The following is a 19,942-nucleotide window of genomic DNA, read 5'->3' on the forward strand; positions in this document are numbered from 1 at the left end:
GCCCATCACCCGCTAAACTATGGCTTTCCGGGAGGCTTCAAGCCCCATGACCCCCCTGATTTTCGTTACCGGCGGCGTAGTGTCCTCGCTAGGCAAGGGCATTGCCGCCGCTTCGCTTGCCTCCATTCTGGAAGCGCGTGGCCTCAAGGTCACAATGATGAAGCTGGACCCGTACATCAATGTGGACCCGGGCACGATGAGCCCGTTCCAGCACGGTGAGGTGTATGTCACCGACGACGGTGCCGAAACCGACCTGGACCTTGGCCACTACGAGCGCTACGTGCGCACGCGGCTGTCGCGCAAGAACTCGGTGACTACCGGTCGCATCTACGAGAACGTGATCCGCAAGGAGCGCCGCGGCGACTATCTGGGTGCCACCGTGCAGGTGATCCCGCATATCACCGACGAAATCCGCCGTTGCATCGACGAGGCCACGGCCGGCTTCGATGTGGCGTTGATCGAGATCGGCGGCACCGTTGGCGATATCGAATCGTTGCCGTTCCTGGAAGCGATCCGCCAGGTGCGCACCGAGCGTGGTGCCGAAAAGGCCATGTTCATGCACCTCACCCTGGTGCCGTACATCGCGGCGGCCGGTGAGTTGAAGACCAAGCCCACCCAGCATTCGGTCAAGGAACTGCGCTCTATCGGTATCCAGCCGGACGTGCTGCTGTGCCGCTCCGAACAGGCGGTGCCGGATTCGGAACGCCGCAAGATCGCCTTGTTCACCAACGTTTCCGAGCGCGCCGTGATCAGCTGCCCGGACATCGACGTGCTCTACGGCATGCCGCTGGAGTTGCTGCGCCAGGGCCTGGACGAGTTGGTCATCGACCAGTTCAAGCTGCGCGACAAGGTGGCTGCCGCCGATCTGTCCGAGTGGGCGGCGGTGGTGGATGCGGTCAAGCATCCGCTGGACGAGGTCAACATCGCCGTGGTCGGCAAATACGTCGATCACCAGGACGCTTACAAGTCGGTGGCCGAAGCGCTGCGTCATGGCGGCCTGCGTCAGCGCACCAAGGTCAACCTGAAGTGGCTGGAAGCGCAGGATCTGGAAGGCAGCGACATGGCCGCCTTGCAGGACATCGACGGCATTCTGGTGCCGGGTGGGTTTGGCGATCGCGGTTTCGAAGGCAAGGTGCAGACTTCCAGATACGCGCGTGAGCACAAGGTGCCGTACTTCGGCATCTGCTACGGCATGCAGGCGGCGGTGGTGGACTATGCGCGCCATGTCGCCGACCTGGACGCGGCCAACAGCACCGAGAACGATCGCCAGTCGCCGCATCCGGTGATCGGCCTGATCACCGAATGGCGCACCGCCACCGGCGAAGTCGAAAAGCGCGACGAAAAGTCCGATTTGGGCGGCACCATGCGGCTGGGGTTGCAGGAGCAGCGGCTCAAGCCGGGCACCCTGGCGCGCGAGGTCTACGGCAAGGACGTGGTGGCCGAGCGGCATCGCCACCGCTACGAGTTCAACAACCGCTACCGCACCCAGCTGGAAGATGCCGGTCTGGTGATTTCCGGCAAGTCGATGGACGACACCCTGGTGGAAGTGGTCGAACTGCCGCGCGACGCGCACCCGTGGTTCCTGGCCTGCCAGGCACACCCGGAATTCTTGTCCACCCCGCGCGACGGGCACCCGTTGTTTATCGGCTTCGTGCGCGCCGCGCGTGAGAAGAAGGCGGGCGGCAAGTTGTTGAAGGAAGCGCGTGCGTGAGCTGTTCCTTCCGCTGTCGGGAGAAGGTGGCGCGAAGCGCCGGAGCGCCGTAACACGGCGGAAGATGACGGTCCTGATGAACGCGTCGCCATGCGCCTGCCAGGCAAACCATCTTGCTTCAGCAGTGCCTCGCAACCGTACCCTCACCCCAACCCCTCTCCCGACGGGAGAGGGGTTCTCAGATCCAAAACGGGTGGCGACCGCCTTCTCCCACCGGGAGAAGATGCCCCGTAGGGGCGGATGAGGGTGCGCCGCAATGCACTGGAAGGTGGCAGCCATGACGAGCGCGTCGCTACGCGCCAGCCAGGGCAAGCCACCATGCTTCAGCAGTACTTCGCAAACCATACCCTCACCCCAACCCCTCTCCCGATGGGAGAGGGGCTTCAATCGAAATAAGGTGACCTGATGAAACTGTGTGACTTTGAAGTCGGCCTCGACCAGCCGTTGTTCCTGATCGCAGGCCCCTGCGTGATCGAGTCGATGCAGCTGCAGCTCGACGTGGCCGGCAAGCTCAAGGAGATCACCGGCAAGCTCGGGGTCAACTTCATCTTCAAGTCGAGCTTCGACAAGGCCAACCGCACCTCCGGCACCAGCTTCCGTGGCCCCGGCCTGGAAGAAGGCCTGAAGGTGCTGGACGCAGTGAAAAAGCAGATCGGCGTGCCGGTGCTCACCGACGTGCACGAATACACCCCGATGAACGAAGTGGCCGCCGTCGTCGATGTGCTGCAGACCCCGGCTTTTTTGGTGCGCCAGACCGATTTCATCAAGAACGTCTGCGCTGCCGGCAAGCCGGTCAACATCAAGAAGGGCCAGTTCCTGGCGCCATGGGACATGAAGCCGGTGGTGGACAAGGCCAAGTCAACCGGCAACGAGCAGATCATGGTCTGCGAGCGTGGCGCCTCGTTTGGCTACAACAATCTGGTCAGCGACATGCGCTCGCTGAGCGTGATGCGCGACACCGGGTGCCCGGTGGTGTTCGATGCCACCCACTCGGTGCAGTTGCCGGGCGGGCAGGGCAGCAGCTCCGGTGGCCAGCGTGAATTCGTGCCGGTGCTGGCGCGCGCAGCGGTGGCGGTCGGTATTTCCGGCCTGTTCGCCGAAACCCATCCGGATCCGTCCAAGGCGCTGTCCGATGGCCCCAATGCGTGGCCGTTGGACCGCATGGAAGAGCTGCTCGAAACGCTGATGGAACTGGACGCGGTCACCAAGAAGCACGGGTTCGCGCGCTTCGCATGAGTTCCGACCCCTGGGCGGCGGCCGCGTTGCGCCGCCAGCGTCGGCACTGGCGGCAGTGGCCCTGGGGCTGGTTGGCGTTGGGTCTGTCGCTCGCTGCATGGGCCTGCCTGGCCGTCATGGCCTTCCTGGTGACCGCCAGCATCGGCATGCCGGGCGACGGCAACCATGCCATGCAGGCCACGCGCATTCCGATGTTTGTCACGCTGTTGGTAGGCGTGCTGGTGACGCTGGGCGGTCTTGTTGCCAGCCCGGTCGCGTTCTCGCTGCGTCGCCAGCCGGGCGCTGCCGCCATGGGCTTGGCGCTGCTGCTGCTCTTGCTACTGCTGTTTTGCTTGTCGCTGCTGGGCCTGAAGGCCTAGCTGCATAGTCTCGCCAGCCTGCCATGCATCCGGCTCCATGCGATTTGGCAATGGACCGGTGTGCAGCGATAATCCTGCAGCTTGTTTCCGGTGTCCTTCCCCCTTTACTGGTAACCGATCGACCTATGACCACTATCGCCAAGATCCTCGCCCGCGAAATCCTCGACTCCCGCGGCAATCCCACGCTGGAGGCCGAAGTCACGCTGGACGACGGCTCGTTCGGCCGCTCGGCCGTGCCCTCGGGCGCCTCGACCGGCACCAAGGAAGCGGTGGAGCTGCGCGATGGCGACAAGACCCGCTACCTGGGCAAGGGCGTGCGTCATGCGGTGGACAACGTCAACGGCACCATCGCCGAGACGCTGAAGAATTTCGACGCGGCCGACCAGCAGGGTCTGGACCGTCGCCTGATCGATCTGGACGGCACCGAGAACAAGGGCCGCCTGGGCGCCAACGCGCTGCTGGGTGTGTCGCTGGCCGCCGCGCATGCCGTGGCTGCCTCGCGCAAGCAGCCGCTGTGGCAGTACCTGTCCACCATCACCGAGTCCGACGTGAAGCTGCCGGTGCCGATGATGAACATCATCAACGGCGGCGCGCATGCCGACAACAACGTCGATTTCCAGGAGTTCATGGTGCTGCCGGTGGGCTGCAGCTCGTTCTCCGAAGCGTTGCGCGCCGGTACCGAAATCTTCCATTCGCTCAAGTCGGTGCTCAAGGGCCACGGCCTGAGCACGGCAGTAGGCGATGAAGGCGGTTTCGCACCCGACTTCCGCAGCAATGTCGAAGCGCTGGACACCATCCTCGAAGCGATCGGCAAGGCCGGTTACACCGCCGGCGAAGACATCCTGCTGGGCCTGGACGTGGCCTCCAGCGAGTTCTACGACAACGGCAAGTACAACCTGGTCGGCGAGAACAAGCGCCTGACCAGCGAGCAGTTCGTCGACTTCCTGGCCGACTGGGTGGCACAGTACCCGATCATCAGCATCGAAGACGGCCTGGCCGAGGACGACTGGGCCGGCTGGAAACTGCTGACCGACCGTGTCGGCAAGAAGGTGCAGCTGGTGGGCGACGATCTGTTCGTCACCAACCCGAAGATCTTCAAGCAGGGCATCGACTCGGGCACCGCCAACGCGATCCTGATCAAGGTCAACCAGATCGGCACGCTGACCGAAACGCTGGAAGCCATCGCCATGGCGCACGCAGCCAACTACGCCTCCATCGTCTCGCACCGCTCGGGCGAAACCGAAGACACCACCATCGCCGACATCGCCGTGGCCACCACCGCCACGCAGATCAAGACCGGCTCGCTGTGCCGCAGCGACCGCGTTGCCAAGTACAACCAGCTGCTGCGCATCGAGCAGGCATTGGGCTCCGGCGCGCGTTACGCCGGCCGCGACGCGTTCGTTTCGATCAAGCGATAAGCCGTGCGCAACTGGCGCTGGCTACTGCTGGTGCTGGCGGTGCTGCTGGCGTGGCTGCAGTACCGCTTCTGGTTCGGGCCTGGGAATTCCGGTGAAGTCATGATGCTGGAAGCCCAGGTCGCGCATCAGACACAGGACAACGAAGGTCTGCGCCAACGCAACCAGGCGTTGGCAGCAGAGGTGAAGGATTTGAAGGACGGCGAGGCGGCAATCGAAGAACGCGCACGCAGCGAGCTGGGCATGATCAAGCCGGGCGAAACGTTCTATCGCGTGGTCGAGGATGCGCCGCTGCCCGCACCTGCAGCACCTGAAACAGCGGCCCCCGCACAGCAAACGCCTGCCTCCGCCGATCCGGTGGACCATCCATGACCGGTTCGATCTGGGCCATCGTGCCGGCCGCTGGGCGCGGCACGCGGTTTGGCGGGCCGCTTCCCAAACAATATTTGCATGCCGGCGGTCAGCCATTGATGGCCTACACGCTGGCGGCGTTGGCCGCGCATCCGGCCGTAGCCGGCATCGTGGTGGCGATTGCCCCCGGCGATGCGGACTGGCCCGGCTGGACCGCCGTGCAGTCCAAACCGGTGTTGACCTGCCTGGGTGGCGCGACCCGCGCAGCCTCGGTGCTGGCTGGCTTGCTGGCATTGCCCGAGAGCGTGCGCGCCGACGATTTCGTGCTGGTGCACGATGCCGCACGGCCGAATCTGGCCCTGGCCGATCTGGACCGCCTGCTGGAAATCGGCCGCGGCGATCCGGTCGGTGCAATCCTGGCCGCACCGGTGCGCGACACGCTCAAGCGTGCCGGCGACGATGGCGGCATCGACGGTACCGAACCACGCGAACGCTTGTGGCGTGCGCTCACACCGCAACTGTTTCGTCGCCATCAACTGATCCGCGGGCTCACCGAAGCCGCGGCGGCTGGTGTGGACGTCACCGATGAAGCGATGGCGATGGAGCGGATGGGCTTGCGCCCATTGCTGGTGGAAGGCGCCGAAGACAACTTCAAGGTGACCACGCCGGTGGATCTGGCGCGCTTCGAATTTGAACTTGCCAATCGGGACCGGGGACCGGGGACCCGGGACCCGCTGCAATCCGGTTCAGAGAGTTCCGCCTCTGCTTTTCCCGGTCCCCGGTCCCTGGTCCCCGGTCCCGAAGAGATCTAACACTCCATGTCCTTCAATTTCCGAATCGGCCAAGGTTATGACGTGCATGCGTTCGGCCCTGGCGACCATGTGATGCTCGGCGGGGTGCGCGTGGCGCACAGTCACGGCGTACTCGCCCACAGCGATGGCGATGTGGTGTTGCACGCGCTGTGCGATGCGATGCTGGGCGCACTGGCGCTGGGCGACATCGGCCGGCACTTCCCGCCCTCCGACGAACGCTGGAAAGACGCCGACAGCGCGCAGTTCCTGCAGCATTGCGACGGCTTGCTGCGCGAGCGCGGCTGGCGCGTCGGCAATGCCGACATCACCGTGATCTGCGAGCGCCCCAAGGTCGGCCCGCACGCGCTGGCCATGCGCGAACGCATCGCCGGCCTGTTGGCGATCGAACTGGATGCGGTCAGCATCAAGGCCACCACCAGCGAACAGCTGGGCTTCACCGGCCGCGGCGAAGGCATCGCTGCACAGGCTGCGGTGTTGCTGGGCAGGATCGCTGCCTGACGGAGGACGAGTAAGGCAGCCGCGCCAACCACCAAGTCGGCGCGGCCGGTGCTCGGTAGCGCGTGCATCACACTTACGCCGTCGTAGCGCGCATCTCGTCCACGCGCATCTGACGACCACCGGCCAGGTTTTTCGCCGCATCCACTCGCATGCACACGGGCGCGTCTCGGCGTCGCAACGCGACACCACCGCGCCGAGGCCCTCGGCACACTGCGCACGATCTGTCGGCGCGAAGGTAATCACAGCATGAGCGATACCTCTTTTCTGCCGCGCGCACATGGCGCTGCAGTCCTCAGTGCGGTAATGCGCAGCACGCCCGAAGATTTCCAGGTCGATGAATTACCGGCCTTCGAGCCTTCGGGCGAAGGTGAGCATTTGTTGCTCACGGTGCGCAAGCGTGGCCAGAACACGGCCTATATCGCCAAGAAGCTCGCGCATTGGGCGGGCATTGCCGAGATGGGCGTCAGCTATGCGGGCTTGAAGGATCGCCATGCAGTGACCACCCAGCGCTTCAGCGTGCATCTGCCCAAGCGCATCGCACCGGATATCGCAGCGCTGGACGATGGCGAGATGCAGGTGGTCGACAGCACCTGGCACAACCGCAAGCTGCAACGCGGCGCGCTGCACGGCAACCGATTCGTGCTGACGCTGCGCCAGGTGCAAGGCGAGCGCGAGGCGATCGAGCAACGCTTGCAGGCAATTGCCGCACGCGGCATCCCCAACTGGTTCGGCGAACAGCGCTTCGGTCGCGATGGCGGCAACGTGGCGGCTGCGCTGGCGATGTTCGGCCATGTGCAAGCGGCCGATGGAACATTGTTGCCCGCGCCGGCATCGAAGCGGCGGCTGCGCAACGATCAACGCTCGATGCTGCTGTCGGCGGCGCGCTCGGCCTTGTTCAATCGCGTGCTCGGCGCACGCGTGGCGCAGGGCAGTTGGGATGGCGCGCTGGACGGCGAGGCATGGATGCTGGACGGCTCGCGCAGCGTTTTCGGCCCGGAGCCGTGGAGCGAGGCGCTGGCAGAGCGGCTGGCACGTTTCGATATCCATCCCAGTGGCCCATTGTGGGGCGCTGGCGCGTTGCGCTCGACCGATCAGGCGGCAGCGGTGGAGCAGGGCGCGTTGTCCGACCCGCAATCGGAAGCACTGCGCTTCGGCCTGGAAGCCGCAGGCTTGAAGCAGGAACGCCGCGCGTTGCGCTTGCGTCCGCAAGGTCTGGAGCACCGATGGCTGGAGGCGCAGACCCTGCAGCTCGAATTCGCGCTGCCACCTGGTTGCTACGCCACCGCAGTGCTGTGGGAATTGGGCGAGGTGTCCGACGCAGGCCGTTTCAATGCTGGCGTGCGCGCCGAAGAATGACGACATGCGGCCGCCGGTCGCTCGCATCGCGCAGCGGTCGATCGCGACCTAATGCCGTTGCTCGCGCAGGAACGGCCCTGGCCGCGACGGCCATCACCATAAGGCCGATAGTCGGGGCATTGACCGGGGGTGAGCTGCACAAGCCTGCCAAACAAGCATCACCCGCATCAATGCGACCCACACGGGCCAGGCGTTCCCGTGACCGCATCAACGCGCGCAATTGCACTTCTACGCCGCGCGTCATGCGCTCGCCGCAATCCGTCTAGCGCCGCGCCAGCAACACCAGCAGCGCGCCGGTGCCGCCCTGCGTGGGGGGCGCCGAATGAAATGCCAGCACGTCGTTGCGTTGACGCAGCAGCCGGTCCATCAGGTTCTTCAGCACGGGCGCACCGTTGTCGGACTGCAGGCCCTTGCCGTGGATGATGCGCACGCAACCATATTCGTGCGCATGCGCTTCCTGCAGGAACTGGCGTAACAAGGCCTCGGCCTGCGTTGCGGTGGCACCGTGCAGATCCAGTTCGTCCTGTACCGAAAACTGCCCGCGCTTGAGCCGTTGAAACAATCGGGTGGGAAGATTCTCGCGCCGGTAACTGGCGGTGTCGCCGGCTTCCAGTGGCGCGCTGTCACGTAACAGGCGCGCAAATTCGGTGTGCGCTTGCGCCTCGTCGCGCTCGGCCATGCGCGCGCGTGGCTTGGGGCGCGGCTTGGCGTTGGCCGGTGGGGCGACTTCACGAATCGGCTTGACCGCGCCGATCGCTGCGCGGAACAACGCGCCGTCGTCTTCGTCTTCAGGGTGCGACATCACCACAGCGTACCCGGTTCAAGCGCAGACGCACGCGAAGATCAAGCGCGAAGGCGCAGGACGCATTCCGGTATCATGGCCGGGTTTTCCGAGGAGTCTCATGCGCGTACTGGTTAGCAACGACGACGGTGTCGACGCCCCCGGCATCCAGATATTGGCCGAGGCGCTGCGCCATGCCGGTCATGAGGTGATGGTGGTCGCGCCCGACCGCGACCGCTCCGGCGCCAGCAATTCGCTGACCCTGGATGTGCCGATCCGCACCCGCCGCATCGACGCGCAGACCTGCGCAGTGGCCGGCACGCCGACCGACTGCGTGCATCTGGCACTCACCGGCATGCTGGATTACGACCCCGACATCGTGGTCTCCGGCATCAACAACTCGGCCAATCTGGGCGACGATGTGATCTATTCGGGCACCGTGTCCGCCGCGATGGAAGGCCGTTTTCTGGGCCTGCCCGCGGTGGCGGTCTCGCTGGTGACGCATAACCACGAAGCGCATCACTACGAAACCGCCGCGCGCGCTGCGGTAGAGATCGTGGCGCGCCTGAAGTCCGACCCCTTGCCTGCCGACACCATTCTCAACGTCAATGTGCCGGATCTGGCCTGGTCGGCAGTGCTCGGATTCGAAGTGACCCGACTCGGCAATCGCCACCGGTCCGAACCGTGCGTGCCGCAGCGCGATCCGCGCGGCCGTACCGTCTACTGGGTCGGCCCGGCCGGGCCGGAGCAGGACGCCGGCGCTGGCACCGATTTCCATGCCGTGCGCACCGGGCATATCTCGATCACGCCGATCCACGTCGATCTCACCCGCTATCAGGCGCTGGAGACGGTGGCCGGTTGGGTCGGTGGGCTGACCGCCTCGCTGGATGCACCGGCATGACGCCGAGGCTGCGCATGCTGCAACCGGAATCGGTCGGCATCGGCATGACCTCGCAACGCGTGCGCGACCGCCTGGTCGAGCGGCTGCGCGAGGCCGGCATCCAGGACGAGGCCACGCTCAATGCCATGCGCACCGTGCCGCGCCATCTGTTCATCGATGAGGCGCTGGCCTCGCGCGCCTACGAAGACACCGCGCTGCCGATCGGCCACGGCCAGACCATCTCCCAGCCCTGGGTGGTGGCGCGCATGACCGAGGCCGTGCTGCAGGTGGCACCGACCAAGGTGCTCGAAGTGGGCACCGGCTCCGGCTACCAGGGCGCGATCCTGGCCGCGCTGGGGCTGGAGGTGTACACCGTCGAGCGCATCGGCGACCTGCTGCGGCAGGCGCGCAAGCGCTTCCGGCATCTGGGCATGAACGTGCGCAGCAAGCACGACGATGGCCGCATCGGCTGGCCCGAGCATGGGCCCTACGACGCCATCGTGGTGACCGCTGCGGCACCGGCGCTGGTCGATGCCCTGGTCGATCAACTGGCGGTCGGCGGGCGCCTGGTCGCCCCGGTCGGTGGCGCCTCGTCGCAATCGTTGGTGCAGCTCACCCGCGGGGCCGATGGCACGATCGAACAACAGGTTCTGGCCCCGGTCACGTTCGTCCCGCTGTTGTCGGGCATGCTGGATTGATCCCATGAGAGTTCCTCGATGAAGATTTTCGGGCCGTTGTACGACGTGGCCATCCGTTGGTCGCGTCATCGCCGCGCACCGGCGCTGTTGACCGGCCTCAGCTTCGTGGAGGGCTTCATCTTTCCGGTGCCGCCGGAAGTGATGCTGGCGCCGATGTCGCTGGCCGAACCCAAACGCGCGCTATGGTTTGCAACCTTGAGCCTGCTGGGCTCGATCTGCGGTGCATTGGTCGGTTATCTGCTGGGCCATTTCGCGTTTGCGGCATTGCAGCCGTTGATCGAATGGCTGGGCTGGAGCGCAAAGATCCAGACGCAGATCGAAACTTTGCGCGCGCTGGTGGCCGAGTCGCCGTGGAAGGCGTTCTGGGCACTGGTGCTGGTCGGCTTCACGCCGATCCCGCTGAAGATCTTTACCTGGGCTTCGGGCGTGGTCGGCGTGCCGATCCTGCCGTTCATCGCCAGCATGCTGGTCGGTCGCGGCAAGCGCGTGTATCTGGTTGCCGGTGCGATCCGCCTGGGCGGTGCGCGTGCCGAGGCGGCGCTGCACCGCTGGATCGAACCGTTGGGATGGGTGGCAATGGCGGTGCTGGCAGTCGGCGCAGGGTGGCTGGTGTGGAAAACAACGAACGGATGAGCAAGTTGCAAATGAATTCGGTACGTAAGACAGCAGTCATGCTCCTGGTCGCAGCCGGCCTCACTGCCTGCAGCAGTGCCACGGTGGTGCGTTCGCCTGGAGCCGGCGGTGGTGCGGCATCCTCGCGTCCAAACGCGGCGCCACGGCCATCGGTGCCGCGCCCGGGTGCGACGGTGACCGTCCAGCGCGGCGACACGCTCTATGCCATCTCGCGCCGGACCAACATCACTGCGCCGGATCTGGCTGCCTGGAACGGGCTGTCCTCACCGAACACCATCTATCCCGGCCAGACCCTCAAGTTGTACCCGGGCGGTGCCAGCAAGCCGGGTGCCAGCGCACCGGTTGCCGGCACCGTGGTTCCGCCGCGTCCGGCCGCGCCGATCGTCGCACCGGTCAGCAGCGGGTTCCCGTGGCGCTGGCCGGCCGATGGCGTGGTGGTCGGCACCTTCGTCACCGGCGAAACCACCAAGCAGGGCGTGGACATTGCCGGCGCCAGCGGCCAGGCCGTGCGCGCTGCCGCCGATGGCGTGGTGGTGTATTCCGGCGCCGGCCTGGTCGGCTATGGCGAGCTGATCATCATCAAGCACAATGACCAGTGGTTATCCGCGTACGGGCACAACCGCAAGCGCCTGCTCAACGAGGGACAGAGCGTCAAGGCTGGCCAGCAGATCGCCGAAATGGGCCGCAGCGGCGCAGCGCGCGACATGTTGCACTTCGAGATCCGCTACAACGGCAAGCCGGTGGATCCGCTGCTGTATTTGCCGAAAAAATGATTGGGGAGTCGGGATTCGGTATTCGCAACAGCCCTGGCTGTTCGTACCGGGGCAGGGAGCGCGTTTTTCGCCTTGGCAGTTGGCCGCCAATTGACGCATTGGTCCGGTCTGGTGATTAAACGCGCAGCCTTGCTAAAGCCCGCTCCTACCAATCCCCACTCCCGATTCCCACATCCCGCCTCAACCCATCAGCCCGGCAACACCATCGCCAACGCGACCCGGCGGCCTTCGCTGGCCAGCACGTTGTAGGTGCGTGCGGCGGCGGCGTTGGTCATCGCTTCCAGGCCGATGCCGCGGGTCAGGCAGGCCGCCAGAACCTCGGTCTTCGGAAACTGCTGACGCTCGCCGGTGCCGAGCAGGATCACTGCCGGGCTGAGCGCCAGCACTGCGTCCATATCGCTCGCCTGGAGTTGCTCCAGGGATTGCACCGGCCAACGCTCCACCAGCTCGTCCGGCATCAGGATGAAGCTCTGCTGCAGAATCTGGTCGTTCACCTTCGCATGGCGGCCATCGGCCGCGCGCAGCGCATAGGCGTAATCGGGGTGTTCCTGACTTAAGGGCATGACGAACTCGTTGGCTCAGCCGCGCGGCAGCACGATCTGGCGCTTTTCCTTGCTGGGGCGGTACAGGATGGCGACATGGCCGATGCGTTGCACCAGCGCACTGCCGGTCTGCTCGATCAGCTCTGCAATCAGCGCATCGCGGGTCTCACGATCCTCCGAGGCCACCTTCACCTTGATCAGTTCGTGGCGCTCGAGCACTTCCTCGAGTTCGGCCAGAAATGCCGGCGTGACCCCTTTACCGCCGGTTTGCAGCAGTGCCTTGAGATCGTGGGCCTGGCCGCGCAGGAAACGGTTCTGGGCGGAGGTGAGAACAATGGACATGCAGGATCGAAGGGAAGCAAAGGGTGTTCAGGGTATCATGGCGACCCGTTCGGACCCCCGTTGCCAATGCCTTCCCGCAGTAAAAGCAGCCAGCGCTGGCTCAAGGAACACTTCGCCGACCCTTATGTGAAGAAGGCCCAGGCCGAGGGCATGCGCTCGCGCGCGGCCTACAAGCTGGAAGAGCTGCTGCAGCGCGACCGGCTGCTCAAACCGGGCATGGTGGTGGTCGATCTGGGCGCGGCGCCCGGCGGCTGGTCGCAGCAGGTGCGCAAGTCCATGGGTGACAGCGGCAGGGTGGTGGCGCTGGACATCCTGGACATGCCGGCCCTGGCCGGTGTGGAGTTCCTTCACGGCGACTTCAGGGAGCAGGCCGTCCTATCGCAATTCGAAGCGATGCTGGGCGATGTGCCGGTGGACCTTGTTCTGTCCGATATGGCCCCCAATAAGAGTGGCATGGATGCGGTCGACCAACCGCGGATGATGCACCTGGCGGAACTGGCGATGGAATTTGCCGACACCCACCTCAAGCCGGGCGGGGCGTTCCTGATCAAGCTGTTCCAGGGTGTTGGGTCCGACGACTACATTCGCGAGCTTCGCCGCCGCTATGACAAGGTGACGATTCGCAAGCCGGCGGCCTCGCGCAAGCGCTCCCCGGAAGTTTATGCGCTCGGTCAGGGCAAGCGTGTCCAGATCAAGTAAGCTGCCAACGACCACCGTATTTCAAGCATAAGAGTAGAGGGCACCGGAGCCAATGAGGATGAACGACTTGACCAAGAATCTGCTGCTGTGGGTGGTCGTCGCAGTTGTGCTGATGGTTGTCTTCCAGAGCTTCTCGCCGCGGATGGCAGGCGGCGTCGGCCCCGACTCGATCACCTACACCCAGTTCCTGAAAGAAGTGGACTCCGGGCGCGTCAAGTCGGTGGACTACACCGATGAGACCAACCTCGCAGTCAATGCGATCCGCTTCAAGCGCACCGACGGCAGCGAAGCCACCGTTTACGGTCCGCGCGACGACAAGCTGGTCGACGTGCTGTACAGCAAGAACATCGAAATGACCCGCCAGAAGCCGTCCACCGGGCCGGGCTTCTGGTCGCTGGTGCTCAACTTCCTGCCGGTCATTCTCATCATCGGCTTCTGGCTGTTCATCATGCGCCAGATGCAGGGCGGTGGCGGCGGTGCCAAGGGTGCGATGAGCTTCGGCAAGTCGCGCGCCAAATTGCAGGGCGAAGACCAGGTCAAGATCACCTTTGCCGACGTCGCCGGTTGCGACGAGGCCAAGGAAGAAGTCGGCGAGCTGGTCGACTTCCTGCGCGACCCGACCAAGTTCACCAAGCTGGGCGGCAAGATTCCGCGCGGCGTGCTGATGGTCGGCCCGCCGGGTACCGGTAAGACCCTGCTCGCCAAGGCGATCGCAGGCGAGGCCAAGGTGCCGTTCTTCAGCATCTCCGGCTCGGACTTTGTCGAAATGTTCGTCGGTGTCGGTGCCAGCCGCGTGCGCGACATGTTCGAGCAGGCCAAGAAGCATGCGCCGTGCATCATCTTCATCGACGAAATCGATGCGGTGGGCCGTCATCGCGGCGCCGGTCTGGGCGGCGGTCACGACGAGCGCGAGCAGACCCTGAACCAGTTGCTGGTCGAGATGGACGGCTTTGAAGGCGGCGAAGGCGTGATCGTGATCGCGGCCACCAACCGTCCCGACGTGCTGGACCCGGCGCTGCTGCGTCCGGGCCGTTTCGACCGCCAGGTTGTGGTCGGGCTGCCGGACGTCAAGGGTCGCGAGCAGATCCTGCGCGTGCATATGCGCAAGTTGCCGCTGGCCGACGACGTGGTGCCGATGGTGATCGCCCGCGGTACTCCTGGCTTCTCGGGCGCCGATCTGGCCAACCTGTGCAACGAAGCGGCATTGTTCGCGGCACGCGGCAGCGAGAAGGAAGTCCGTATGGACCACTTCGACCGTGCCCGCGACAAGATTTTGATGGGCGCCGAACGTCGTTCGATGGCCATGAGCGAAGACGAAAAGACGCTGACCGCGTATCACGAAGCCGGCCACGCCATCGTTGGCCGCCTGGTGCCGGAGCACGACCCGGTCTACAAGGTCACGATCATTCCGCGCGGCCGCGCACTCGGCGTGACGATGTATCTGCCGGAAGGCGACCGTTATTCGATGAACCGCGTGGCGATCGAGTCGCAGCTGTGCTCGCTGTATGGCGGCCGTGTCGCAGAAGAACTGATCTTCGGCGGCGACAAGGTCACCACCGGTGCGTCCAACGACATCGAGCGGGCCACCAAGATGGCGCGCAACATGGTCACCAAGTGGGGCCTGTCGGATGAGCTCGGCCCGGTGGCCTACGGCGAGGAAGAGGACGAGGTGTTCCTGGGCCGTTCGGTGACCCAGCACAAGAACGTGTCCGACGAGACCGCGCGCAAGATCGACGAAGTGGTGCGTTCGATCCTGGACAAGGCCTACAGCAAGACCAAGACCATCCTTACCGAGAATCTGGACAAGCTGCATGCCATGTCGCAGCTGTTGCTGCAGTACGAAACCATCGACGTGCCGCAGATCGACGCCATCATGGAAGGCCGCGAGCCGCCGCCGCCGGCGGGTTGGGGCAAGTCCGACAAGGACGGTGGCAACAACAACGACAAGGGCAGCCCGCGTCCGTTGCCGCCGATCGCCGGGCCCGCCGAGCAGATCTAAGCCGGTCAAACGCTGATCTGCACAGGCATCCGTCAAGGCCGGGAAGCGATTCCCGGCCTTGATGCGTTATCGGGCCGCGCCAGCGCCCGCGTGCGAGCGATCGCAACCACCCCAGGAGACACTGCCCGATGTTCGATACCGCCCTCACACTCGATTGCGCCGGCCGCAGCCTGCGACTGGATGCGCCGCAGGTGATGGGGATCGTCAATGTCACGCCCGACTCGTTCTCCGACGGCGGCCAGCATGCGACCTGCGAAGCGGCGATTGCGCATGGGCTGTTGCTGGTGGAACAGGGCGCCGCGGTGCTGGATATCGGCGGCGAATCCACGCGCCCGGGCGCTACGGCGGTGTCGGTTGAAGAAGAACTGCAGCGGGTGATTCCGGTGATCGCGGCGCTGGCGCAGCGCACCAGCGTGCCGATCAGCGTGGACACCTTCAAACCGGACGTCATGCGCGCAGCGGTCGCGGCCGGCGCCGGCATGATCAACGACGTCCATGCGTTGCGTTCGCCCGGCGCGTTGGAAGCGGCCTCGGAGCTGCGCGTCCCAGTGGTGCTGATGCATGCGCGCAGCGCACCGCACGCCATGCAGGACACGCCGCACTATGACGATGTGGTCGGCGAGGTACACCGGTTTCTGGCCGAGCGCATCTTCGCCGCCGAGATGGCCGGCATCGACAAACGCCGGCTGGTACTGGATCCGGGTTTCGGCTTCGACAAGACCACCACGCATAACCTCACCTTGCTGGCGCAGCTACAACGACTGCAGGAATTCGGCCTGCCGGTGCTGGCGGGGCTGTCGCGCAAGCGCAGCATCGGCGAGTTGACCGGCCGCGAGATCGCCGCCGAACGCATCCACGGCTCGGTGGCTGCACATCTGATCGCCGCACAGCACGGTGCGCTGCTGCTGCGCGTGCACGATGTGGCGGCGACCGTGGATGCGTTGAAGGTGTGGAACGCGATGGCGGCCATTCCCGTCCCGCGTGTCAGCGCCCCGGCCGCGCCGACGATCCGTTGGCCGGACGAGGACTGATGCCTGCCGACCAACGCCCCTTGGCGATCGCCCTGATGGGCCCCACTGCCAGCGGCAAGACTGCGCTGGCGCTGGAAGCTGCACAGCGCTGGGATGGGGAAATCGTCAGCGTCGATTCGGCATTGGTGTATCGCGGTCTGGAGATCGGCGCGGCAAAACCGGACGCGGCGATGCGCGCAGCAGTTCCGCATCATCTGCTCGACCTGCGCGATCCCTGGCAGGTCTACTCGGCCGCGGAGTTCGCCACCGATGCGCGGCGGGCGATCGCGCAGATCGTGGCACGCGGCAAGTTGCCGATTCTGGCTGGCGGCACCGGGCTGTATTTTCGTGCGCTGCTGGACGGCCTATCGCAATTGCCAGAGGCCGACCAGGCGGTGCGCGCGTCCATCGCGGCCGAGGCCGAGCAACTCGGTTGGGCCGGCTTGCACGCGCAGCTGGCACGCGTGGACCCGGTCGCGGCGGCACGCATCCACGCCACCGACCCGCAGCGGATCCAGCGGGCGCTGGAGGTCTACCGCGTCAGCGGGCGGCCCATCAGTTATTGGCAGGCGCTACCGCCGGGGCCGCGGCTGCCGGTGCGGGTGTTGAAGGCGGTCCTGGCGCCACGCGAGCGTGCGGTGCTGCATGCACGCATCGAACACCGCCTGGACGCCATGCTGGCGCAGGATTTTCTGGCAGAGGTGCGGCAGTTGCGGGCGTTACCACAGATGCAGGCGGTGGCCGCACCGCTGGATCTGCCGGCAGTGCGCGCGGTGGGCTATCGGCAGGCCTGGGAGTATCTGGACGGCGCCGGCAGCCTGTCCGAGTTCCGCGATAAGGCGGTGCAGGCGACCCGGCAACTGGCCAAACGGCAACTCACCTGGCTGCGTGGCGAGCTCGACGCACGCTGGTTCGACCCGGAGCGTGATCGCCATCAATTGGAAGACGCACTTGTCGGCTTCCTCGGTGATCGTCCCGCTGTGCGGCAGGCTTCAGGCGTGTAACATCCCGTTTCCGGGGCCGGCTGGGGATGGCAGGTGTCGACCGGGACAATAAGAACAATAATGAAGAGGATTTTTCGATGGCTAAGGGGCAATCTTTACAGGACCCATTCCTCAATGCGCTGCGGCGCGAGCGGGTGCCGGTGTCGGTGTATCTGGTCAACGGCATCAAGCTGCAGGGCACGATCGAGTCGTTCGACCAATTCGTGGTCCTGCTGCGCAATACCGTGAGTCAGATGGTGTACAAGCACGCTATTTCCACGGTGGTGCCGGCGCGCAACGTGCGCGTGGGCCCGGGTGGTGGGTATGTGCAATCCAATGAAGGCAATCAGGCGGAAGATGACGACGTCGAGCAGTAACGGAGTAGTGCGTGTTTGATCGGTCCCGCAAGGGTGAACACGCGTTGTTGATACAGACCCACTCCGGTGGGCCTGCCGAAGACGATGTGCTTGAGGAGTTCGCCGACCTTGCAAAGTCGGCGGGCGCCACGGTGGCGGCCACGCTCACCGCGCGCATCGATAAACCTAGCCCGTCGACCTTGATCGGTAGCGGCAAGCTGGAAGAGGTCAAGGCCGCTGCCGAGGCCACCGGCGCGGATCTGGTGTTGGTCAATCACACCTTGTCGCCCGGCCAGGAGCGCAACCTCGAGCGGTATCTGGAGCGGCGCGTGATCGACCGCACCGGGCTGATCCTGGACATCTTCGCGCAACGCGCGCGCAGCCACGAGGGCAAGCTGCAGGTGGAGCTGGCGCAATTGCGTCACATGGCGACCCGCCTGGTCCGCGGCTGGACCCACCTGGAGCGTCAGCGCGGCGGCTCGATCGGCCTGCGCGGCCCCGGCGAAACCCAGCTGGAAACCGACCGCCGCCTGCTGCAAAAGCGCGTCGAGCAGTTGCAGGCGCGGCTGGAAAAAGTCGAGGTGCAGCGCACCCAGATGCGTCGCGCGCGGATGCGCAGCGAACTGCCGCGCATTGCATTGGTGGGTTACACCAATGCCGGCAAGTCGACGCTGTTCAATGCGTTGACCGGCGCAGGGGCTTACGTGGCCGATCAATTGTTCGCCACGCTCGATCCCACCGTGCGCCGCATCGCGTTGCCGGGCGGTAGCGCGATTCTTGCCGACACGGTCGGCTTCGTGCGCGATCTGCCGCACGAACTGGTTGCCGCATTCCGTTCGACGCTGTCCGAAGCGCGCGATGCCGATCTGCTGTTGCATATCGTCGATGCGGCCGACCCGCTGCGCGAAGAACGCATCCTGCAGGTGGATGAAGTGTTGCAGGCCGTTGGTGCCGGCGATCTACCGCAGCTGTTGGTGTTCAACAAGATCGACAAGATCGACGGCGCCGAAGTGCGCCACGATGCGCAGGACGGCATTCCGGACCCGGCACGCCGCGAACGTGTCTGGGTGTCGGCGCGCGACGGGCGTGGGCTGGAAGAATTGCAGCATGCGCTTGGTCAGCGGCTGGACCTGCGCCATCTGACCGGCCAGCTGCGGCTACCGCCATCAGCCGGCCGCCTGCGTTCCAGGCTGCATCAGCTGGAAGTGGTGCGCAACGAGCAGTCCGACGAGGAGGGTTGGTTGCTCGATGTCGATCTGCCGATGGTCGAAGCCGAACGGCTGGCCGCTGGCGAGGACGGCGCGCCCTTGCGCGCGATGCTGCCGGATCGCCGCGAAGACTGGGAAGCCTGATGGACGCAGCACAGTCGGCATGGCGCCACTGTGCTGCTGCTTCGATGTAACAGGCAGGCAGGGCGTGCGTGTCTCCGTGCGGTAGTTGCGACCTCCGGTCTTGGCCTGGCCGGGCCGGTGGACCTGGGCGCTGCGGCAGATTCCATGCGTAACGGCGCCTCGCAGCGCAGGTTTCCTCAGCAACGCTCCGCCATGGATGCGGCGCTCAAGTGACTTGGACGTTGCGGCCCTGCAGTGCAACGGCGTGCCGCAGCTAGGTCGCTGTACATCCGATGCCCACTGGTTTCGAACCGCCGCCGGTCGGCCGCACAGTGCCACTGAACCTGGGCCACCTTGCAGCACGCTGGAATCGACGCCAGCCGCAGACAGCGACGACGAATTGGGCTAAAACGTCCGCTGCTCCTCGATTACCGTGCCCATGTCCGTCTCCGCCGATTCCGAACTGCAGCAGCTGGCCGAAGTCCTCGGGCAGCAATTGCTTGGCGCGCGCGAGCGCCTGGTTACTGCCGAGAGCTGTACCGGCGGCTGGATTGCCAAGGCGGTGACCGATGTCGCCGGCTCCTCGCACTGGTTCGATTGCGGCATGGCCGCCTACAGCTACGAGGCCAAGCAAGCCTTGCTCGGCGTCCGCCCGCAGACCCTGGAAGTGCACGGGGCGGTCAGCCGCGAAACCGTGATCGAAATGGTCTCTGGCGCGTTGGTCAATTCCGGCGCGAGCATCGCGGTGGCGGTGACCGGCATCGCCGGGCCTGGTGGCGGCAGCGACGATAAGCCGGTCGGCACGGTATGGATCGGCTGGAAGCGCCGCGGCGGCTATGCCACGGCGCAACTATTTCAGTTCAACGGCGACCGCGATGCGGTGCGTCGTCAGACCGTGGCCGCCGCATTGCGTGGGTTGAGCGCACTGCTCTAACAGCCACGCACAGATGTGTCGGCACGCATTGGCGCGTTGCACAGAGTGTGACCCTCAACGCTGCCATTCTCTCGTTCGGCTGAGTGGGGCGTGGCGTTGATGCATGTCTGCAATGCACGATCGGTTGCGGTGCATTCGTCGTGCGCGGCGCATGTTCTGCTGTTTGTGCTTTTTCGATGCGCTCAACCCGGTAAGGTGTGATCTCACGCGTGCGGTGGCGCTTGCCGCAGCACGTCGCGTTCG

General features: G+C 65.4%; 22 protein-coding genes. 19 read left to right on the top strand and 3 right to left on the bottom strand.

Translation table 11 applies throughout. From position 1 onward, the window contains the following. Positions 1–46: 46 nt before the first annotated feature. The 8 genes from A7D16_RS00250 (at position 47) to truD (ending at position 7,738) form a co-directional block, all read left to right on the top strand. Positions 47–1,711: a CTP synthase gene (locus A7D16_RS00250; RefSeq protein ID WP_064628721.1), complete on the top strand. Its 1,665-nt coding sequence runs from the start codon at positions 47–49 to the stop codon at positions 1,709–1,711. A 405-nt stretch (positions 1,712–2,116) separates the two neighbouring features. Further along, the gene (gene kdsA, locus A7D16_RS00255) at positions 2,117–2,947 is read left to right on the top strand and encodes a 3-deoxy-8-phosphooctulonate synthase (protein WP_008571228.1); all 831 of its coding nucleotides are present in this window, start codon (positions 2,117–2,119) and stop codon (positions 2,945–2,947) included. Further along, entirely contained in the window at positions 2,944–3,306 is a 363-nt protein-coding gene (locus A7D16_RS00260; RefSeq protein WP_095522201.1) for a hypothetical protein, read from the top strand. Before kdsA ends, A7D16_RS00260 begins: the two co-directional genes overlap by 4 nt. A 125-nt stretch (positions 3,307–3,431) precedes the next feature. Next, positions 3,432–4,724, top strand: a complete 1,293-nt coding sequence (eno, locus tag A7D16_RS00265) for a phosphopyruvate hydratase (RefSeq protein ID WP_064628723.1) — start codon at positions 3,432–3,434, stop codon at positions 4,722–4,724. 3 nt (positions 4,725–4,727) lie between these two features. Further along, positions 4,728–5,093: a cell division protein FtsB gene (gene ftsB, locus A7D16_RS00270; protein WP_064628724.1), complete on the top strand. Its 366-nt coding sequence runs from the start codon at positions 4,728–4,730 to the stop codon at positions 5,091–5,093. After that, positions 5,090–5,884 (top strand): 2-C-methyl-D-erythritol 4-phosphate cytidylyltransferase, encoded by a 795-nt coding sequence (ispD, locus tag A7D16_RS00275; RefSeq protein ID WP_064628726.1) that lies wholly within the window; start codon positions 5,090–5,092, stop codon positions 5,882–5,884. Before ftsB ends, ispD begins: the two co-directional genes overlap by 4 nt. A 6-nt stretch (positions 5,885–5,890) precedes the next feature. After that, on the top strand, positions 5,891–6,382 hold the full coding sequence (gene ispF, locus A7D16_RS00280) for a 2-C-methyl-D-erythritol 2,4-cyclodiphosphate synthase (protein WP_064628728.1): 492 nt from the start codon (positions 5,891–5,893) through the stop codon (positions 6,380–6,382). Positions 6,383–6,628: 246 nt separating this feature from the next. Next, on the top strand, positions 6,629–7,738 hold the full coding sequence (truD, locus tag A7D16_RS00285; RefSeq protein ID WP_064628730.1) for a tRNA pseudouridine(13) synthase TruD: 1,110 nt from the start codon (positions 6,629–6,631) through the stop codon (positions 7,736–7,738). Positions 7,739–8,000: 262 nt separating this feature from the next. On the opposite strand, the gene A7D16_RS00290 is transcribed toward truD, so the two are convergent. Continuing rightward, positions 8,001–8,540, bottom strand: coding sequence for a Smr/MutS family protein (locus tag A7D16_RS00290; protein ID WP_064628732.1), 540 nt, complete (start codon positions 8,538–8,540; stop codon positions 8,001–8,003). Positions 8,541–8,640: 100 nt separating this feature from the next. Between A7D16_RS00290 and surE the strand changes: the two genes are divergently transcribed. The 4 genes from surE to A7D16_RS00310 are packed head-to-tail and all read left to right on the top strand — an operon-like array spanning position 8,641 to position 11,503. Then, positions 8,641–9,420: a 5'/3'-nucleotidase SurE gene (gene surE / locus A7D16_RS00295; protein ID WP_064628734.1), complete on the top strand. Its 780-nt coding sequence runs from the start codon at positions 8,641–8,643 to the stop codon at positions 9,418–9,420. Further along, positions 9,417–10,097 (top strand): protein-L-isoaspartate(D-aspartate) O-methyltransferase, encoded by a 681-nt coding sequence (locus tag A7D16_RS00300; protein WP_064628736.1) that lies wholly within the window; start codon positions 9,417–9,419, stop codon positions 10,095–10,097. Before surE ends, A7D16_RS00300 begins: the two co-directional genes overlap by 4 nt. 18 nt (positions 10,098–10,115) lie before the next feature. Beyond that, a complete protein-coding gene (locus tag A7D16_RS00305) occupies positions 10,116–10,730 on the top strand; it encodes a YqaA family protein (RefSeq protein WP_064628738.1) in 615 nt (204 codons plus the stop codon). Next, positions 10,727–11,503, top strand: a complete 777-nt coding sequence (locus A7D16_RS00310) for a peptidoglycan DD-metalloendopeptidase family protein (RefSeq protein ID WP_064628740.1) — start codon at positions 10,727–10,729, stop codon at positions 11,501–11,503. Before A7D16_RS00305 ends, A7D16_RS00310 begins: the two co-directional genes overlap by 4 nt. A 188-nt stretch (positions 11,504–11,691) precedes the next feature. Here the strand turns inward: A7D16_RS00310 and A7D16_RS00315 are convergent, their stop codons facing one another. Both A7D16_RS00315 and yhbY read right to left on the bottom strand, forming a co-directional pair. Continuing rightward, on the bottom strand, positions 11,692–12,066 hold the full coding sequence (locus tag A7D16_RS00315; RefSeq protein WP_064628742.1) for an Mth938-like domain-containing protein: 375 nt from the start codon (positions 12,064–12,066) through the stop codon (positions 11,692–11,694). A gap of 15 nt (positions 12,067–12,081) precedes the next feature. Then, positions 12,082–12,387, bottom strand: coding sequence for a ribosome assembly RNA-binding protein YhbY (yhbY, locus tag A7D16_RS00320; protein WP_010365692.1), 306 nt, complete (start codon positions 12,385–12,387; stop codon positions 12,082–12,084). A gap of 66 nt (positions 12,388–12,453) precedes the next feature. Here yhbY and rlmE point away from each other — a divergent pair, with 66 nt between their 5' ends. From rlmE to A7D16_RS00355, 7 genes are all read left to right on the top strand, one after another. Beyond that, positions 12,454–13,086 carry a 23S rRNA (uridine(2552)-2'-O)-methyltransferase RlmE gene (gene rlmE, locus A7D16_RS00325; protein WP_057678235.1) on the top strand — a complete coding sequence of 211 codons (633 nt, stop codon included), beginning with the start codon at positions 12,454–12,456 and terminating at the stop codon, positions 13,084–13,086. A 58-nt stretch (positions 13,087–13,144) separates the two neighbouring features. Beyond that, complete coding sequence (gene ftsH / locus A7D16_RS00330; RefSeq protein ID WP_010365695.1) at positions 13,145–15,085, top strand: ATP-dependent zinc metalloprotease FtsH; 1,941 nt, start codon at positions 13,145–13,147, stop codon at positions 15,083–15,085. 128 nt (positions 15,086–15,213) lie between these two features. After that, positions 15,214–16,116 (top strand): dihydropteroate synthase, encoded by a 903-nt coding sequence (gene folP, locus A7D16_RS00335; RefSeq protein WP_064628744.1) that lies wholly within the window; start codon positions 15,214–15,216, stop codon positions 16,114–16,116. Then, a complete protein-coding gene (gene miaA, locus A7D16_RS00340; protein WP_064628746.1) occupies positions 16,116–17,099 on the top strand; it encodes a tRNA (adenosine(37)-N6)-dimethylallyltransferase MiaA in 984 nt (327 codons plus the stop codon). The genes folP and miaA overlap by 1 nt, the downstream gene beginning before the upstream one ends. Before the next feature lie 77 nt (positions 17,100–17,176). Next, complete coding sequence (gene hfq / locus A7D16_RS00345) at positions 17,177–17,455, top strand: RNA chaperone Hfq (protein WP_005915027.1); 279 nt, start codon at positions 17,177–17,179, stop codon at positions 17,453–17,455. Between the two features lie 11 nt (positions 17,456–17,466). Further along, on the top strand, positions 17,467–18,786 hold the full coding sequence (gene hflX / locus A7D16_RS00350) for a ribosome rescue GTPase HflX (protein ID WP_064628748.1): 1,320 nt from the start codon (positions 17,467–17,469) through the stop codon (positions 18,784–18,786). Between the two features lie 418 nt (positions 18,787–19,204). Next, entirely contained in the window at positions 19,205–19,699 is a 495-nt protein-coding gene (locus A7D16_RS00355; protein WP_064628750.1) for a CinA family protein, read from the top strand. The last annotated feature ends 243 nt before the right edge of the window (positions 19,700–19,942 follow it).

The sequence above is a fragment of the Xanthomonas nasturtii genome, assembly GCF_001660815.1.
GTDB lineage: Bacteria > Pseudomonadota > Gammaproteobacteria > Xanthomonadales > Xanthomonadaceae > Xanthomonas > Xanthomonas nasturtii.

Coding starts and splice junctions, on each gene's coding strand:
- A7D16_RS00250 (WP_064628721.1), top strand. CDS start 47: ATGACCCCCCTGATTTTCGTTACCGGCGGCGTAGTGTCCTCGCTAGGC.
- kdsA (WP_008571228.1), top strand. CDS start 2,117: ATGAAACTGTGTGACTTTGAAGTCGGCCTCGACCAGCCGTTGTTCCTG.
- A7D16_RS00260 (WP_095522201.1), top strand. CDS start 2,944: ATGAGTTCCGACCCCTGGGCGGCGGCCGCGTTGCGCCGCCAGCGTCGG.
- eno (WP_064628723.1), top strand. CDS start 3,432: ATGACCACTATCGCCAAGATCCTCGCCCGCGAAATCCTCGACTCCCGC.
- ispD (WP_064628726.1), top strand. CDS start 5,090: ATGACCGGTTCGATCTGGGCCATCGTGCCGGCCGCTGGGCGCGGCACG.
- ispF (WP_064628728.1), top strand. CDS start 5,891: ATGTCCTTCAATTTCCGAATCGGCCAAGGTTATGACGTGCATGCGTTC.
- truD (WP_064628730.1), top strand. CDS start 6,629: ATGAGCGATACCTCTTTTCTGCCGCGCGCACATGGCGCTGCAGTCCTC.
- A7D16_RS00290 (WP_064628732.1), bottom strand. CDS start 8,540: ATGTCGCACCCTGAAGACGAAGACGACGGCGCGTTGTTCCGCGCAGCG.
- surE (WP_064628734.1), top strand. CDS start 8,641: ATGCGCGTACTGGTTAGCAACGACGACGGTGTCGACGCCCCCGGCATC.
- A7D16_RS00300 (WP_064628736.1), top strand. CDS start 9,417: ATGACGCCGAGGCTGCGCATGCTGCAACCGGAATCGGTCGGCATCGGC.
- A7D16_RS00305 (WP_064628738.1), top strand. CDS start 10,116: ATGAAGATTTTCGGGCCGTTGTACGACGTGGCCATCCGTTGGTCGCGT.
- A7D16_RS00310 (WP_064628740.1), top strand. CDS start 10,727: ATGAGCAAGTTGCAAATGAATTCGGTACGTAAGACAGCAGTCATGCTC.
- A7D16_RS00315 (WP_064628742.1), bottom strand. CDS start 12,066: ATGCCCTTAAGTCAGGAACACCCCGATTACGCCTATGCGCTGCGCGCG.
- yhbY (WP_010365692.1), bottom strand. CDS start 12,387: ATGTCCATTGTTCTCACCTCCGCCCAGAACCGTTTCCTGCGCGGCCAG.
- rlmE (WP_057678235.1), top strand. CDS start 12,454: ATGCCTTCCCGCAGTAAAAGCAGCCAGCGCTGGCTCAAGGAACACTTC.
- ftsH (WP_010365695.1), top strand. CDS start 13,145: ATGAACGACTTGACCAAGAATCTGCTGCTGTGGGTGGTCGTCGCAGTT.
- folP (WP_064628744.1), top strand. CDS start 15,214: ATGTTCGATACCGCCCTCACACTCGATTGCGCCGGCCGCAGCCTGCGA.
- miaA (WP_064628746.1), top strand. CDS start 16,116: ATGCCTGCCGACCAACGCCCCTTGGCGATCGCCCTGATGGGCCCCACT.
- hfq (WP_005915027.1), top strand. CDS start 17,177: ATGGCTAAGGGGCAATCTTTACAGGACCCATTCCTCAATGCGCTGCGG.
- A7D16_RS00355 (WP_064628750.1), top strand. CDS start 19,205: ATGTCCGTCTCCGCCGATTCCGAACTGCAGCAGCTGGCCGAAGTCCTC.